The 16,792-nt window shown below is 33.5% G+C and carries 18 protein-coding genes; 1 reads left to right on the plus strand and 17 read right to left on the minus strand.

Annotated elements, in window-relative coordinates:
* Positions 1-32 precede the first annotated feature (32 nt).
* The 9 genes from ES675_RS09960 to ES675_RS10000 all read right to left on the minus strand — a co-directional run bounded on the left by ES675_RS09960 (position 33) and on the right by ES675_RS10000 (position 7,372).
* The gene (locus ES675_RS09960; RefSeq protein ID WP_066251923.1) at positions 33-437 is read right to left on the minus strand and encodes a hotdog fold thioesterase; all 405 of its coding nucleotides are present in this window, start codon (positions 435-437) and stop codon (positions 33-35) included.
* Between the two features lie 117 nt (positions 438-554).
* Positions 555-1,730 (minus strand): 3-hydroxyacyl-CoA dehydrogenase NAD-binding domain-containing protein, encoded by a 1,176-nt coding sequence (locus ES675_RS09965; protein ID WP_066251921.1) that lies wholly within the window; start codon positions 1,728-1,730, stop codon positions 555-557.
* 111 nt (positions 1,731-1,841) lie between these two features.
* Positions 1,842-2,627: an enoyl-CoA hydratase-related protein gene (locus ES675_RS09970; protein ID WP_066251918.1), complete on the minus strand. Its 786-nt coding sequence runs from the start codon at positions 2,625-2,627 to the stop codon at positions 1,842-1,844.
* A gap of 101 nt (positions 2,628-2,728) precedes the next feature.
* Complete coding sequence (paaD, locus tag ES675_RS09975) at positions 2,729-3,229, minus strand: 1,2-phenylacetyl-CoA epoxidase subunit PaaD (protein WP_066251916.1); 501 nt, start codon at positions 3,227-3,229, stop codon at positions 2,729-2,731.
* Positions 3,230-3,327: 98 nt separating this feature from the next.
* The gene (gene paaC / locus ES675_RS09980; RefSeq protein ID WP_066251913.1) at positions 3,328-4,080 is read right to left on the minus strand and encodes a 1,2-phenylacetyl-CoA epoxidase subunit PaaC; all 753 of its coding nucleotides are present in this window, start codon (positions 4,078-4,080) and stop codon (positions 3,328-3,330) included.
* Positions 4,081-4,258: 178 nt separating this feature from the next.
* Positions 4,259-4,549 carry a 1,2-phenylacetyl-CoA epoxidase subunit PaaB gene (gene paaB, locus ES675_RS09985; protein ID WP_066251911.1) on the minus strand — a complete coding sequence of 97 codons (291 nt, stop codon included), beginning with the start codon at positions 4,547-4,549 and terminating at the stop codon, positions 4,259-4,261.
* A gap of 72 nt (positions 4,550-4,621) precedes the next feature.
* Positions 4,622-5,578 carry a 1,2-phenylacetyl-CoA epoxidase subunit PaaA gene (gene paaA, locus ES675_RS09990; protein WP_066251968.1) on the minus strand — a complete coding sequence of 319 codons (957 nt, stop codon included), beginning with the start codon at positions 5,576-5,578 and terminating at the stop codon, positions 4,622-4,624.
* 83 nt (positions 5,579-5,661) lie between these two features.
* Positions 5,662-6,735, minus strand: a complete 1,074-nt coding sequence (paaE, locus tag ES675_RS09995; RefSeq protein ID WP_066251966.1) for a 1,2-phenylacetyl-CoA epoxidase subunit PaaE — start codon at positions 6,733-6,735, stop codon at positions 5,662-5,664.
* Positions 6,736-6,802: 67 nt separating this feature from the next.
* Positions 6,803-7,372: a TetR/AcrR family transcriptional regulator gene (locus tag ES675_RS10000; RefSeq protein WP_066251908.1), complete on the minus strand. Its 570-nt coding sequence runs from the start codon at positions 7,370-7,372 to the stop codon at positions 6,803-6,805.
* A 73-nt stretch (positions 7,373-7,445) separates the two neighbouring features.
* Here ES675_RS10000 and ES675_RS10005 point away from each other — a divergent pair, with 73 nt between their 5' ends.
* On the plus strand, positions 7,446-7,751 hold the full coding sequence (locus tag ES675_RS10005) for a rhodanese-like domain-containing protein (protein ID WP_066251903.1): 306 nt from the start codon (positions 7,446-7,448) through the stop codon (positions 7,749-7,751).
* On the opposite strand, the gene ES675_RS10010 is transcribed toward ES675_RS10005, so the two are convergent.
* The 8 genes from ES675_RS10010 to alaS form a co-directional block, all read right to left on the minus strand.
* Complete coding sequence (locus ES675_RS10010) at positions 7,734-8,360, minus strand: DUF4230 domain-containing protein (RefSeq protein ID WP_066251899.1); 627 nt, start codon at positions 8,358-8,360, stop codon at positions 7,734-7,736. The genes ES675_RS10005 and ES675_RS10010 overlap by 18 nt on opposite strands.
* Positions 8,361-8,417: 57 nt before the next feature.
* Positions 8,418-9,068, minus strand: a complete 651-nt coding sequence (locus ES675_RS10015) for a response regulator (protein WP_066251896.1) — start codon at positions 9,066-9,068, stop codon at positions 8,418-8,420.
* 56 nt (positions 9,069-9,124) lie between these two features.
* Entirely contained in the window at positions 9,125-11,080 is a 1,956-nt protein-coding gene (locus tag ES675_RS10020) for an ATP-binding protein (protein ID WP_066251894.1), read from the minus strand.
* Positions 11,081-11,088: 8 nt separating this feature from the next.
* Complete coding sequence (locus ES675_RS10025; RefSeq protein WP_148367418.1) at positions 11,089-11,277, minus strand: hypothetical protein; 189 nt, start codon at positions 11,275-11,277, stop codon at positions 11,089-11,091.
* A gap of 327 nt (positions 11,278-11,604) precedes the next feature.
* Positions 11,605-12,132 carry a DUF6252 family protein gene (locus ES675_RS10030; protein ID WP_066251887.1) on the minus strand — a complete coding sequence of 176 codons (528 nt, stop codon included), beginning with the start codon at positions 12,130-12,132 and terminating at the stop codon, positions 11,605-11,607.
* A gap of 101 nt (positions 12,133-12,233) precedes the next feature.
* Positions 12,234-13,199 carry a GSCFA domain-containing protein gene (locus ES675_RS10035; RefSeq protein ID WP_066251884.1) on the minus strand — a complete coding sequence of 322 codons (966 nt, stop codon included), beginning with the start codon at positions 13,197-13,199 and terminating at the stop codon, positions 12,234-12,236.
* Positions 13,199-13,942 carry a tetratricopeptide repeat protein gene (locus ES675_RS10040; protein ID WP_148367420.1) on the minus strand — a complete coding sequence of 248 codons (744 nt, stop codon included), beginning with the start codon at positions 13,940-13,942 and terminating at the stop codon, positions 13,199-13,201. Before ES675_RS10040 ends, ES675_RS10035 begins: the two co-directional genes overlap by 1 nt.
* Positions 13,943-14,024: 82 nt before the next feature.
* Positions 14,025-16,637, minus strand: a complete 2,613-nt coding sequence (gene alaS / locus ES675_RS10045) for an alanine--tRNA ligase (protein ID WP_066251877.1) — start codon at positions 16,635-16,637, stop codon at positions 14,025-14,027.
* Positions 16,638-16,792: the final 155 nt, after the last annotated feature.

Below are 16,792 nucleotides of genomic sequence, written 5' to 3' on the forward strand. Positions count from 1 at the left end.
TTAGTTTTAGTGTTATTTTCTGTTTATTATTTTTACTCCCAATTTTTATTGGTACGATATACAACACCTTTAAAAAGCGCGACCAATTCTTCACCTCGTTTGACTTCTATAATATTAAAACCTAATTTATTTTTGACACTTTCTATAACCGATTCTGCTACGATATAATCACCTTCATTTAATGCTTCAATATGATTAATACTCGTTTCAATGGAAACTGCATATTTCCCATGGGTATTTGCAGCAAAACCAAAAGCCGTGTCTGCTAAAGAATAACTGATTCCACCATGCGCTTTATCCATACTGTTGAGCATATCTTTTCTAATAGTCATACCAACTTTACAGCGGCCAATTTCGCATTCAAGGATTTCGATACCTAGCCAAGAGCTGTAGGCATCTTGATTTAACATTTTATGTGGTATTTCGTCTGCTTTCATAATTATTCTTTCATCACTTCGAGTGATTTGTGAGGAACGAGTAAATTGTATCGAGAAGTCTTATTTGTTCTCGATACAAAATTGTTACAAAACAATTTCACTCGAACTGACGTTATATTAAAAAAACGTTTTATTATCTATTTTCATTTTACGCAATAGCGGACTACAGCGATAACGATCTTCACGATATTCATTGTATAGTTCATCCATGTGATCCACGCACCAATTTATTCCTTTTTCATCGGCCCAAGCCAATAACCCTTTTGGATAGTTTACACCTTTGGTCATGGCATTATCTATATCTTTTGCTGATGCGATATTTAAAAATAAGGCATCGGCCGCTTCGTTGATCAGCATAACAAGGATTCTGTTGAATATTTTTTGAGATGCATCGCCTTCTATCGAAATATTCGAATCCTTTTCAAGTACAATCTTTCCGCTTTTATCATATTCATAATACCCAATACCCGATTTTCTTCCTAAATAGCCTGCTTCTGCAAATCGTTTTTGAGTGAATGACGGTTTATATCTTGGATCGAAATAAAAGGCAGTAAACACGGTTTCGGTTACGGTATAATTAACGTCATTTCCTATAAAATCCATGAGTTCAAATGGTCCCATTCGGAAACCTCCTATATCTTTCATAGCAGAATCGATGGTTGCAAAGTTTGCAATCCCTTCTTCGTAAATCCGTAACGCTTCACCATAAAATGGTCGTGCTACACGGTTAACAATAAATCCAGGTGTGTCTTTAGCAACCGCTACGGTTTTATTCCAACTGGAAATGGTATCTATCGATTTTTCTAACGTTTCATAAGATGTTTGAATGGCAGGAATAACCTCAACCAATTTCATTAAAGGTGCTGGGTTGAAAAAATGAATTCCAACACAACGCTTTGGGTTTTTTAATGAGGCAGCGATGGATGCTATGGATAAACTGGATGTGTTAGAAGCAATGATACAATCGTCTGACACATAGCTTTCCAATTCTGAAAACACTTTTTTCTTAATGTCGATATTTTCAATAATTGCTTCAATAGTTAGATTGGAATCTGCTAAATCCTTTAGATTATTAACGTAAGAAATATTGGATTGGATTCTGTTTTTTTCTTCGGAATCTATACGTCCTTTCTCAATTAATCGTGATAGTATTTTGTCTAAAGCTAATTCGGCTTTATCTAAAACTGCTTGATTGGTATCGTATAATTTAACTTGACAACCAGAAGTTGCAGCTACTTGTGCGATACCGCTTCCCATGGTTCCGCTTCCTATAACTCCTACTTTATTAATCATGAATAATGAATTTTGAATATTGAACACTGAAGTTTAATTTCATAATTATATTTCTATTTTTGAACATTTTTTAGAAACCCTTCGACTGCGCTCAAGGTGACTATTCAATATTTATTTACCGTTAAAAACCGGTTTACGCTTTTCCATAAAAGCAGAAACACCTTCAGCATAATCTTCTGTACTTGCTGCTTCTATTTGGTATTTAGATTCCAATGCTAATTGTTCTTCTAAATTATTTGTCAACGATTGGTTTAAACTTTTCTTTATTAAGCCTAATGCTTTGGTTGGCATATTCGCCATTTTTAAAGCTAGCTTATTAACGTCTTCTTCAAACGTTTCTAATGGCAATACTTTATAAATCATTCCTAAACGTTCCGCTTCTTCGGCAGATACTTTATCGCCCAACATAGCTAAAGCAGATGCTTTTTGAAATCCGATAAGTCGCGGTAAAAAGAAGGTTCCAGCACTATCCGGAATTAAACCAATTAAACTAAATGCTTGAATAAAACTCACTTTTTCATGGGCTACAACCACATCACAAGCTAATGCAATATTAGCGCCTGCTCCTGCTGCTACACCATTGATGGCGCCTATAATTGGTTTTTCAATGTTTCTAATTCGGGTAATTATGGGATTATAATGTTCTTCAAGAATTTTTTTAAATCCAGGATTTAGCTCTGGGTTTGTAACTTCTTTTAAGTCCTGACCTGCACAAAAAGCTTTTCCGTTTCCGGTTAAAACCATAGCACGCACGTCATCATTTTTTTCGCAGTCATCCAAAGTTTTTTGAAGTAGCAATGCCATTTCGCGATTAAAACTATTAAACACTTCCGGCCTATTTAGCGTGATGGTTGCTATATTATTTTCAATTTTTAGTAGAATTGAATTGTTGCTCATACCCTATTTATTGGAGATTTCAGATTAACGATTTTTGATTTTTGAAGTATCAAGTATACTTCTTAAATCTTCAATCTTAATTCTTCAATCATTAATCTTTTTTATTTTAAACATTTAAAATAGTCAAACGGTTCCTGGCAATCGTCACACTGGAATTGTGCTTTGCATGCTGTTGAACCAAACTGACTAACCATTCGTGTATTTATGGATCCACATTGTGGACATTTCACTATACGTTTCCCATGTAGCAAGACATCTTTATCTGCTTCCTCACCTAAAGGCGCAGCAATACCGTAATCTTCCAATGCTTTCCTACCTCTGGGTGTAATCCAATCGGTTGTCCATGCTGGTGCTAAAATTAACTCGATTTCTGATTCGTAACCAGCTAATTTCAAGGCCGCTTTGATATCGTCTCCAATAACATCCATAGCTGGACAGCCACTATAGGTTGGTGTTATTTGAACTTTAACCATATTATTTTCTATGATAGCCATGCGAACTACGCCCATATCCATAATGGATAACACGGGTATTTCTGGATCGGAGACTTTTTCAAGAATCGAAACTAGTTTTTCGTCTATATTTTGTTCTGTTGCTATCATAAAAATATTGAATATCCAATGGCGAATATCGAAATTTGAAGTTTCAGATTCGTCTGACTTCAAGATTCGTTATTCTAACTTCTATTTTAATTATTCTTTTACCACTCCATGTTAGGATACGCACGTTGCATATACTGTAATTCAGCTAAAATGTAGCCCATGTGTTCGGTGTGAATGCCGTGCTTTCCACCCTTTTGAAAATATTTAGATTCCGGAATATCTAATGTTGCGGACTCCAAAATATCGGATACTTTTTTGTAATACGCCTCTTTTAATTTGGTTACGTCTACACCAATTCCTTCTTCAACCATGGCTTTATCAGCTTCGGTTTGATGAAATAACTCGTCTGTGTACGTCCATAAATCATTAATAGCGGTTTGCATGCGCTTATGGCTTTCTTCGGTTCCATCACCAAGACGTTTAATCCAATCGGATGAAAAACGTTGGTGATAACTCACTTCTTTTATCGATTTGTTTGCAATAGCTGACAGTGTTAAATCCGTACTTTTTTGTAATTCTGTTAAAAACAAAAAGTGATAAACATCAAATAAAAATTGGCGTGCCATGCTGTAAGCGAAATCCGTATCTGGTTGCTCTACCAAAAGCACATTTACGTATTCACGTTCTTGACGTAGCATAGCAATATCATCTTCGGTGCGCTTATCACCCGCTATTTTTGCCGCATATTGGTAATAACTACGCACTTGTCCAAATAAATCCAAGGAAATATTAGTACAGGCAATATCAGTTTCCAAACTGGGGCCATGACCTGTTAATGCGCCCATTCTTTGACCAAGAATTAAGGAGTTATCGGCTATGCCTAGAATGTAGTTGTATAGGTTTTGTTTCATTATTTTAAATTAAATTTGACGTTGAAATCGAACTTGAATTCGAGAAACTTCAGTTACTATTTTTAATTCTAGTTACAATGATTCGAATTAATTGATTGTTTTCATTTTTAAAAAATGAATTTAGCTTCGAAATTGTATCTAGATTCCTTCCCGATAGCTATCGGGATTCGCAGGAAGTTTACATATATTCCACTTCATCAGGCAACTCATAAAAGGTTGGATGACGATAGACTTTATCTTGAGCGGGCTCAAACATTTCGCCATTATGCTCCGGATTGGATGCCGTGATATTTTTAGATTCAACCACCCAAATACTCACACCTTCATTGCGTCTGGTGTAAACATCACGTGCATTTTCCATAGCCATATCAGCATCGGCAGCATGCAAACTTCCAAAATGACGATGTTCTAATCCGTTTTTACTTCTTACGAAGACTTCCCAAAGAGGCCAGTTTTTTGTTGTTGACATAAATAGTATTGATTGTTGATTGTTGATTGTTGATTGTTGATTCTGAAATCAGAACTTATCAATCATAAATTATTAAATTGCTTGTTTTTCTTTTCGTTCTTGTTGCTTTTCAGAATATGCCATAGCTGCATCACGCACCCATTCACCACCTTCCCAAGCACCAACGCGTGCTTTCATTCGACTTTTATTCATAGGACCATGACCTTTAACAACTTGCCAAAATTCATCCCAGTTAATTTCGCCAAAATCGTAACTACCACGTTCTTCGTTCCATTTTAAGTCTGGATCTGGAATGGTTAGCCCAATCAATTCGGCTTGAGGAACGGTTTGATCTATAAACTGCTGGCGTAAATCGTCATTAGACTTTCTTTTTAATTTCCATTTCATGGATTGTTCTGTATGAATGGATTCAGCATCAGTTGGTCCTAACATCATTAAACTTGGCCACCACCAACGATTTAGCGCATCTTGTGCCATTTCTTTTTGCTCTGGGGTTCCATTTGCCAGTTTTATCATGATTTCATAACCTTGACGTTGATGAAAACTTTCTTCTTTACAAACACGAACCATAGCACGTGCATAAGGCCCGAAAGACGTATTACATAAAGGCACTTGGTTAATTATAGCTGCACCATCTACCAACCAGCCAATGGCTCCCATATCTGCCCAAGTAACTGTTGGATAATTAAATATGGATGAATATTTGGCTTTCCCAGAATGTAATTGATCATACAATTCATTTCGAGAAATCCCTAAAGTTTCACAAGCGGAATACAAATATAATCCGTGACCAGCTTCATCTTGAACTTTGGCTAATAGAGCAACTTTTCGTCGTAATGATGGTGCTCTGGTAATCCAGTTTCCTTCCGGCAACATACCGACTATTTCAGAATGCGCATGTTGAGACATTTGCCTAATATGTGTTTGTCTGTATTTTTCTGGCATCCAATCTTTAGGCTCAATTTTTTCATCACGTGCAATACGTGCTTCAAATTGTTTTTCGAGATTTTTTATTTGTTCTTCACTCATAATCATTTGAGATTTTTGATTTTCGATATTTGATTGTTGAAATTTGAATTTCAACATATTCAATCGCTAATCTTATTATTTTTTTAAACATCAAAATTAACCACCACTTTATCCGTAGTTGGAACTGCTTGACAACTTAACACATAGTTTTGTGCCACTTCTTTTTCTTCAAGTGCGTAATTCACTTTCATTTTTACGGAACCTTCTACAACCTGACACTTACAAGTGCTACAAACACCACCTTTGCAAGCAAACGGTAAATCAGCTCCAGCGGCTAGTGCGCCATCGAGGATATTATCGAAATCATCATCCATAATGAAATGAAATTCTTTTCCACCATCGATAATGGTAACTTGGGTACCATCAACTTTTTCATCTAGAACTTCTGCAATATGTCTATTTTCTTCTTCGGAACTTCCAGAGAAAAATAATTCATAATGAATTTTGTCTTTATCCATTCCAGCGGCTTGCAATTCATCACGAATAAGGAAAATCATATCCTGTGGTCCGCAAATGAACGCATGATTGGTATCTGGAATATCAATAAAGCGACTGGTTAAAATCGCTAATTTTTCTTTATCAAAACGACCATTTAAAAATGGAATATCGCGTTGTTCTTTTGTTAAGAAATAAAACACTTGAAAACGACCAAAAAATTCATTTTTAAGTTGTTCAATTTCTTCTTTAAAGATAATGGATTTGACGGTTCTATTCAAATAAAACAATTTGAATGTGCTATTTGGCTCAGACAGCAAATGCGTTTTGATAATGGACAACATTGGCGTTATGCCACTTCCTGCTGCAAAGGCAATGTAGTTTTTAGAGCTTTCTGGTTCACAATCCACAAAAAACTCACCATGAGGTGCCATAACTTGAAGTTCGTCACCTTTTTTTAACGTATTAAAAGCGTAATTAGAAAAAACACCTCCTCTGATTGTTTTTACTGCCACCTTCCATTCATTATCTAATGGACTTGAACAAAGTGAATAATTCCGACGTATATCTTCGCCATTAATTTCTTTGCGCAACGTAAGATGCTGACCTTGTTTAAAATGGAATTTGGTTTTTAAATCATCTGGAACATCAAAAGAAATAACAACTGTATCTTTTGTTTCCTTGTATATATCTGCAACTTTTAAGTTGTAAAAATCTGCCATATTGAAATTCATATCATAAACTAACAACCGTTAGTTTGGGATACAAATTTACAAAATAAATTACTAACTATTTGTTAATTCCATTGATTAAGACATGACTTAAACTTTTTGAAAGTGTATCTGGAGAAACATCTTCCTTTTTAGGAATCCAAAGGTAGAGTGAACGCAATGTGGAAAGTATAGAAAACAGCATAACTTCCGCATTGGAATCTATTATTTCATTCTGTTTAATGCCTTCTAATAAAATGCTTCTAAAATCGGCTTCATAACCATTTCTTAAAGATAAATAATGGTCTCTTTTTTCCTCTAAATGCATCCAGTCATTATTTAAAGATGCCATACCATAGGTATTTTGTGCAGTAATATCTACATGAAGTTTTACAACGGCCTGAACTTTCTGAATGGTTGATATATCAGATGTTTTAATGTCTTGCATACCTTTGGTAAACGCTTCAGCTAGAGAAATAATAATGTCTTTTAATATTTCTTGTTTGGAACTAATATGATTGTACAAACTAGCCGCTTTCATTCCCATAGCTGTGGCAATATCTCTCATAGTCACAGCACTATAGCCTTTTTCTTTAAACAATTTGGCTGCTGTGTTTATAATTTCTTCTTTTCTAGTTTCTGACTTCAAATTGCGTTTGCATTTGATTTAACAATAATAATTTCCTACCTTTTATGTGTAAATGTAAATAAAAAGATAGACTATGGGGGTTTTTGATTTTATATTTGGTGCCAAAAAACGCCAGGTTCAGATGTATTTAGATAATGGCGCAACGATATTAGATGTTAGAAATAAACGCGAATGGGATCGTGGTCATATTGAACAAGCTGTACATATTCCATTAGATGAATTACGGAATAGATTAGCAGAAGTAAAGCAATTAAAAAAACCAATTGTTGTTTGCTGTGAAAGTGGTGTTCGATCAGCTAAAGCGGCCAAATACTTAAACCTTCAGAATATTGATGCAACCAATGGTGGTGGTTGGGCTAAACTACAACGCAGATTGTAATTTAAGTGTATTTAAAGCATCTTGATTTATAATTTCTGTATTATGATATTCCAATGTCCAGCCTAATGAATTGGTCAGAATATAAAATTTTGCCAACTCACTTATTAACCTATTTTGCGCATTGGCCTTCATATCAGATCTCTCTAACTTTTTTAGCAAGGATTTTTTCACCAACTCTTTAATGTTGTTATAATCTTTAGCCTCGAACGGATTGAAAAAATCGGCTTCTATATCATAATATTCTAAATCTGGACTTATTTTGATTTCTTCTTTAGGAATACTTAAAATGGTTAATGTTTTGGTAGCTTCATCAATTTTGTATTCAATTTTGCTCAAATCATAGGATATAAAAACATCCGCATTTACAACAACCAACGCCTTTTTATTAGACGTGAAATAACTACCAAATAATTCTTTTGAATTGGTATAATTCAGCACCTGACTAAAATGCCCTTCGGTAACAATTAATTTACCTACATTTTTAATTTGCTCTTGAATAAGCGCAGAGCTTTCTTTAAGTGTAGCTTGATTTTCTTTTTTATCACCACAATATTTAAACGTAAAAAGTACGATTAGCGTAATAACAACACCAAATAGAATTTTTCTCATACACGAATGTACAAAAAATCAATATGCAATTATTTATTCAGTAAAAATTGAATGTTTCTAAATCAGATTATTCTTTTTGGCTTTACTAACAGCTTCTAACTTATTATGAACCTGTAATTTATTGTAAATATTTTCGATGTGTTTTCTAACGGTTCCAGTAGAAAGAAATAAATTTTCAGCAATTAAATTATAGCTCAAGCCTTTACTTAATTGTTCCAATACCTCGACCTCACGCTGTGTTAATTTAATAACGTCTTGATCTTTTTTACTTTCAATATCCATGGGATTCCGCAGTAATTTGAGTGTTTTCATGGCAATAGACGGATTCATAGCTGCTCCGCCTTTTATAGTTTCATGAATCCCATTATACAAATCTTTAGCATTAATTTCTTTCAGCAAATAACCATCTGCTCCCGCTTTTATAGCATTGAAAATATTTTCGTCATTATCAAAAACTGTGAGCATGATAATTTTTATGTGCGGATATTTTTGCTTGACAATTTCTGTAGATTCTATGCCATTTAAAATAGGCATTTCAATATCCATTAAAATTAAATCTAGATTGTGATTTTCACTCAATTTAAGTAATAAATCAGAACCATGACATGCTGTGAATTTCACATCTAAATCGTCAAAAAACGATAATTTTTCGGTAACGGCATTTATTAGAAATGAGTTATCATCTACAATCGCTATTTTAATATTCATGACGGTTGGTTTTTATTAAAAATAGATATTTTAAACATATAAAGCTATACGATGAATTACGTATTTTTAGTTTTATAAACCCGTATCGTTGTCCCTTGATTTTCGGAGCTCACAATTTCCAATTCCGCATTCAAATCATGCGCACGTTTCTTAATGTTTTGCAGTCCATTTCCTTCGGTTACGTTGTTCGCATTAAAACCTGTTCCATTATCCGTAATGGTCATTTCAAAGTCGTAATTTCTAGAAGAAAACTGAACGTCAATAACAGATGCCTTGGCATATTTTAAGGCGTTATTTACAGCTTCTTGAATTATTCTGTAAATATTCATGCCTTGAACAGAGGTGAATAATTTATTAGATTCTATTTCCTTATTAACCTGAAAATTGAAGGTAATAGTATCGGAAGATGTATTCGCTTTTTCAATAAAATTTGAAATTCTAGATTGTAAATCTTCAATTGAAATTTCACTTTTATTCATAGCCCAAATTGTATCGCGAAGCTCGTAAATAGTTGATGTTGTAAATTGACTAATGGTTTCTAATTTAGCATTTAAGTTATCCGGAAGTTTAAACCCATATTTTAAATTATCTAATGACGAAATTATAAACGTTAGTTGCGCACCAATGTTATCGTGCAAATCGCGACTAATTCGTAAGCGTTGTTCTTGCAGGTGATTTTGTGTTTCAATTTTAACCAAGGCTTCTTTCAGTTCACCTTCTTTTTCAAGTTGTTTGTTTTTCAGTTTTTGTTGATTATAAACTAAAAAACCTAGTAATGAGATAACAGCAGCCAAACCAACTAACCCTAAAATAAAGCTATTTTTTTCGCTGATGTCGCGTTCTTTTTCAGCTAATTCAGCACGCTGTGTTAATATATGGTTTTCACGTTCATTGGCATTATATTTTTCTTGAACTTCGGCTACTTCTTTGGTAATTCGCTGATTGAAAATAGCGTCTTCAATAGCTTTAAATTTATTTTGATACACTTGCATGCTATCACTTTTATTAGCGAAAGCATAATAATAGGACATATTACTATAGCCATTAACAAGCAATTCATTTGCCTTAAAACTTTCCGCAAGCTGCAATCCGGTATTCAAATAACTCTTGGCTTGTTTGAAATTTCCTGTTCTTAAATACAAGTCGCCTAAATTAAGCGACGAACTAGCAATACCTTGATTATCATTAATACTTTCCCGAATGGCTAATGATTTTTTTATATTATCAATTGCCTCATCGTTTTGCCCTGTTGTAGTTAAAAAGCTCCCATAATTGTTATACAAAGCACCTAATTCAATTTTTAGATTATTAGCTTTGGCTACCGAAATTCCTTCCTTAAAATATTTAACGCTATTTAGCGTATCTTGAAGATGTAAATAAGCATTTGCCACGTTATTATAGGAACGCGTTAATAGCTGAAAATCATTAATTTCTTTAGCCGTTTCAACAATTTCCAAATGCGTTTTTAAAGCTTTATCATACTGTTTTAAGCCTCTGTAAATATTAGCGATGTTACTTTTTAAAGCACTAGCATATTTTAAATTATTTTTCCGCTCATAAATTTCAAGCGCTTTGGTGTTATACACAATAGCAGAATCCAATTGAAACGTGTTTTGATAACACAGTCCTATTTTATTGTAAATACTTGCTAAACCCAACGTGTCCTTAAGTTTAATTCTAATTTTAAGTGCATTATTATACACATTCATGGCTTCTTTATAATCTGCCAGATCATAATGTAAAATACCTATATCATTATAGGCTTGTGCTTCGCCAACCTCGTTTTTAGTTGCTTTGGAAAGTTGCAAGGCCAAATTACCATAAGCAAAAGCTGAATCTGTAGAAACAGTTCTGTAATACCAACACAAATCGCTATAAGCTTTAACCTTAATAGAATCTGGTGGATTTTTAGAAACTATCTGTTTTAAACTATCAATAATTTTTAATGGCGCTTGTGAAAAACCATATAAACTTAAAAGCAAAGCTATCGGTAAGAGTAAAATTTTCTTCATATAACTAATTAATAACGTTCTTCTAATATAGCTTTTTTTACTAAAAGCAACCCTTGAGTTATTTCAAATAATTTATTAAGCAAGTTATGGTTAAACGTTTCAAGGTAGTTGATTTTCATTGCAATTTCCTCATACGTTTTGGTGCCTAAAGCGTATTGCTTTTCAAGATCTATATACTGTTTAGCCGCTGTTTTCATGAACGATCTGGTATCCAAGAGCACTTTTATTGCACGAACCATTAAAATAAAAATAAGACTATATAAAAGAAGAAGTAAAATCATTTTTCACTAGAAATTAGATATAAAAAAAACACCAATTAGGAAAAGCTTTTGACCGTTCACAAAATTGATGTTTTATTATATAATAATTAATAGCAATTTAAAACTACAACTAAATATGTGACAACAATTATTTTTTCGACCAACTGCTTTTTAAAAAAGATTAAGCGTAATAACGGACTACCATTACGCTCAATCAACACATCTCAACAACAAGATATTGTTTGTTAAGATTTTAATAGCGTTTTAAAAAATTTGTTTAGTCAGGTTGAAAGTACCTTCTGTAATATTTTTAACGGTATCGTCATTCATATTTTTACATTGAAAACTGAACGTTCCTTTAATGTTTGTATCTGTATCTTCAGATACTTTTATTTCTCCAACCACCCCAGAGTTTTGATAAGGCGCACTCCATGTTTGGGTTGCTGTCGGATTTGAAACATTTGGTTCTATATAGGATGCTACGATAAAGACATTGCTATCCGTTAATTCATAAGTTCCAACACCATCAAAAGTATTTATAATCATGGAGACCCCTTGAGTTGAAGAATTTCCCTGTAGCGTAACGGTTGTATTTGGACCCGCTGAAACCTGTGAAGCGGTTGATGTAATTTCTAAAGATTGAAAAGAATTACCATCTATTTTAGCAGTTATAATACCAGAAGATCCTCCTGACGCAGCTGGATTGCCTCCATCGTCATCACTTTTACAAGCTGTTATTGAAACGAATGATGCAATCATCATAAATACGGTAAATTGTTTTAAAGTTCTCATTGTTGAATATGTTTATGATTAATAATAGTCCAAAATTGCAACAATAGAACACGGAAATCAATACGATGAATTACGTATATTTAGGGATTAGGGATTAGGGATTAAAATGTTATATGTGGAAAGCTTGTTTCCATTTTTTCTTTTTTTTCCGAAAGTTTTTTAAGAAATAATTGGTGCGCTTCGGAATTGGAATTGAAGGGTTTATGCTGTAATCCTCTTTGAATTTCATCAATAGCTTCCATCGTTTTTGATGCACTTTCAGAAATCCAAACCGTTTTAAAGGCATTCCAAATATAATGGATGGCTGTTTGACTTGGATGAATCATATCATCGGCATAAAAACGATAATCACGTAATTCATCCATCATAATTTCATAAGAAGGGAAGTAATGCAATTTGCCATTATCATGTGATGATTTTTCATGTAATAACTCGTGAATAGCAGTTATAAGATGCGCTTTACTTTGTGTATTCTCAATAAAACCGTCTTTCAAATGTCTAATGGGTGAAACGGTAAATATAATGTCAGTTGATTGATTCACACTTTTAATATGCTGCACAGAAGCTTGTAAAGATTTTAAAATATTAGCCACTGACAACAATTCTTTTGAGAACTTTTTCTGCGGAACTTTATGGCAATTTGCAACAACTGTTTCGCTTTCTATATCACGATACACCCAAGCAGTTCCTAATGTAATAACAAAATGTGAGGCCGCTACAATTTGTTCTCGCGTAAATTGAATCTGCGCATTCAGTTCATCCAATAGAGCAGCTTTGCTCGTGTTGCTTAAAACAGAATGTGCTTCAAAACTATGCCATTGTTCATTTTGAAAAAATATATCAGTTTCTGTATATACTTTCTCTTGAACCGCATTTGATATGAGATTCTCAATAGCTTTCGGCTGAAATAAAATTCCGAAGGGATTCAGAACAGTTTGAAATTTAAAATAGTCCAATTTCTGACCTATATTTTCAACAAAACAAGAACCCAACAAAAGCACTTCAGAATTATAATCTATTTGATTATGTTTTTGCGTTTTTAATGGGATTTTTGTTTGAAGGTTCATTAGTCCGTAATTATTAGCTTATGATAAACCTGATATGGATAAATTTCATAAAAAACATTATCTTCATTTATCGTATTAAATCTATTTTCATTTGCCAAATTAATCCATTCTTTAGCCTTTTCTACATTACCAATATTATAATAACATCTGGCTTTAAAATTCATCGCATCTCCAAAATTAGTATATACTAATAATGACATGTCAAAGCTTTCAATAGCTTCATTATAATTTCCAAGTTCATAATCAACTACACCTAAATAAAACCAATCTAAAAAATGACAGCCTTCTTCTGGTGGGTTTTCAGGAAAATCGGCAAATTGTTGTGCTTTACTTTTTAGCAGAAAATCTTTAGCTTCTTCAAATTTATTCAATTGAAGATAATTTAAAGCCAAATAGAAATTATAAGTATGATCCATGATATATGAATCACCATATAATTCTTTCATAAGTTTAAACTCTTCAATGGATTCTTCATACTCTTTTGAAAAAATGCATTTCATAAATGCACTATAATCTAAATATTTTTTTTGATTATATAAAACGGCTTTTTCTAAAAAGGGTTTTCCTAAACTATACTTTCGAGCTTTATATAATGGCATGGCCTTTTGTTGCCATAAATAGGCTTCGTCAGGCTTAATTTGTAACGCTGAATCCAAATATAATTGACGTTCTTGAGAATACATGTCAAACTCATAAGCGCGATTTTTGTAGTTATCCATTTTTATAGAATCTTCACTGCTCAAAGAAATTGGTTTATCTAAAACCTTTACTTCCTTTTGAGTGCATGAAAACAAAATCAGAATAAAGAACAAACAATATCTCATTCTATGAAATTAAATATTTTTTAGCTTGCTCTAAAGCTTCCTCAATACCTCCTGGATTTTTACCGCCTGCTGTTGCAAAAAACGGTTGTCCTCCACCTCCACCTTGGATATACTTCCCTAATTCTCTAACAATTTGTCCAGCGTTTAAACCTTTACTTGCAACTAATTCTTTAGAAACATAACAAGATAATAATGCTTTTCCTTCATTTTCAGCTGCAAATAATAAAAACAAATTATCAAATTGGCTACCCAATTCAAAACATAAATCTTTGATGCCTCCTGCGTCTAAATCTATTTTTTTAGCTAAAAACTGAACACCGTTTACTAGTGTTAATTCTGATTTTAAATCGCCTTTTAAATTTTTTGCTTTGTCTTTTAACAACCCTTCTACTTGTTTTTTAAGGCTACTATTTTCCTCTTGTAAATTTTGAAGTGCTCTAACGGGTTCGTTATTGTTTAAAAGCGCTTTCATATCATTAAATGCTTTATTTACATCAACAAAATAATCTTTTAAGGCATCGTTGGTAATAGCTTCAATACGTCGGATTCCAGCTGCAACAGCACCTTCTGACACAATTTTAAAAAACCAAATATCACCTGTATTTTTCACATGTGTTCCTCCACAAAGTTCAATAGATTGTCCAAAGCGAACCATGCGAACTGTATCGCCATATTTTTCGCCAAATAACGCCATGGCTCCAGCTTCAATAGCTTTATCCATTGGCATGTTGCGTTGTTCTTGCAATGGTAATTTTCCAGCAATACGTGCATTTACAAAATGCTCAACATCGCGTAATTCTTCAGCAGATAATTTAGAGAAATGCGAGAAATCAAATCGTAAATATTTAGAATGAACAGCACTTCCTTTTTGCTCCACATGTGGTCCTAAAATTTCGCGTAAGGCTTGGTGTAGCAAATGGGTTGCGGTATGATTACATTCGGTTCTATAACGTTGTTTCGCATCTACACTTGCTGTAAATGAATCTTCAATATTTTCTGGTAAATTTTTAGCAAAATGCATGACAACGTTATTCTCCTTCTTGGTATCTAGAATATAAACAATATCGCCATTGGCATCTTCTAAATACCCTTTGTCACCAACTTGCCCACCGCCTTCCGCATAAAATGGTGTTAAGTTAAAAACCAGTTGATACATATCACCATCTTTTTTAGAAGTCACTTTACGATAACGTGTAATTTTAACTTTCGCTTCTAAAGCATCATATCCTATAAATTCCTGAACAGCATCATTAATTAAAATGGTCCAATCGTCTGTGGACATTTCACTAGCCGCACGCGACCTTTTTTTCTGCTTTTCTAAATGTTCCTTAAATCCTTTTTCGTCTAATTTCAGTCCTTGTTCAGAAAGAATTAAAGCGGTTAAATCGATAGGAAAACCATAAGTGTCATATAATTCAAATGCTTTTTCACCTGAAACGGTATCGCCAGATGTGTTTTTCACAATACCATCTAAAAGCACCAATCCTTGATCTAACGTTCTTAAAAAAGAGGCTTCCTCTTCTTTAATTACATTTTCAATCAATTGTTTTTGAGATTTCAATTCCGGGAAGGCTTCGCCCATTTTCTTACTTAAAACATCTACCAGCCTATAAATAAATGGTTCTTTCTGATCTAAAAATGTAAAACTATAGCGAATGGCACGACGTAAAATTCTACGAATTACATAACCTGCTCCAGTATTACTTGGTAATTGACCATCTGCAATGGAAAATGCTACAGCACGAACGTGATCTGAAATAACACGAATAGCAACATCAATCTTTTCATCCTTACCATAATCCTTATCTGTTATGGTTTCTATTTCACGAATAATCGGTGTAAAAACATCGGTATCATAATTGGATGTTACGCCTTGTAAAACCATACACAAACGCTCAAACCCCATACCTGTATCAATATGCTTATTTGGCAAAGGTACCAATGAACCATTGGCTTTACGGTTGTATTGCATAAATACCAAGTTCCAGATTTCCACGACTTGTGGATGATCCATATTCACCAAATCTTTACCAGAAACTTTGGCTTTTTCTTCAGCTGAACGAATATCGACATGTATTTCACTACAAGGTCCACATGGTCCTTGGTCTCCCATTTCCCAAAAGTTATCCTTTTTATTTCCCATAAGAATGCGATCTTCAGAAATCAATTCTTTCCAAAAATCATAAGCCTCTTGATCCATAGGAATTCCGTCTGCTTCATCGCCTTCAAAAACGGTTACATATAATATATCTTTATCAATCCCGAACTCATCAACTAGTAATTCCCAAGCCCAAGCAATAGCTTCTTTTTTAAAATAATCGCCAAAACTCCAATTCCCTAACATTTCAAAAAGCGTATGGTGGTAGGTATCATAACCAACTTCTTCCAAATCATTATGCTTTCCGGAAACGCGCAAACATTTTTGCGAATCGGTAATTCGGTTATTTTTAGGCTCTGCATTTCCTAAAAAATACTCCTTAAAAGGTGCCATACCTGAATTAACAAACATTAAAGTGGGATCATCCTTTAAAACCATAGGAGCTGATGGCACAATGCTATGTTGCTTATCCTTAAAAAATTGCAGAAATTTTGAGCGTATATCTTGAGACTTCATAAATGAAAATGGGTTGTAAGCTTATGTTAAAATTCCACCATGTGCTAAACAATTTATATATTTACTCTCCATAATTTTTTAAAAATAATAGACAGAAATAACTTACACATATTATCACCATGCTAATTCAAGCATTATAATTACGTAATTTTAAC

The organism is Algorimicrobium algoritergicola (assembly GCF_008086165.1).
Lineage (GTDB): Bacteria > Bacteroidota > Bacteroidia > Flavobacteriales > Flavobacteriaceae > Algorimicrobium > Algorimicrobium algoritergicola.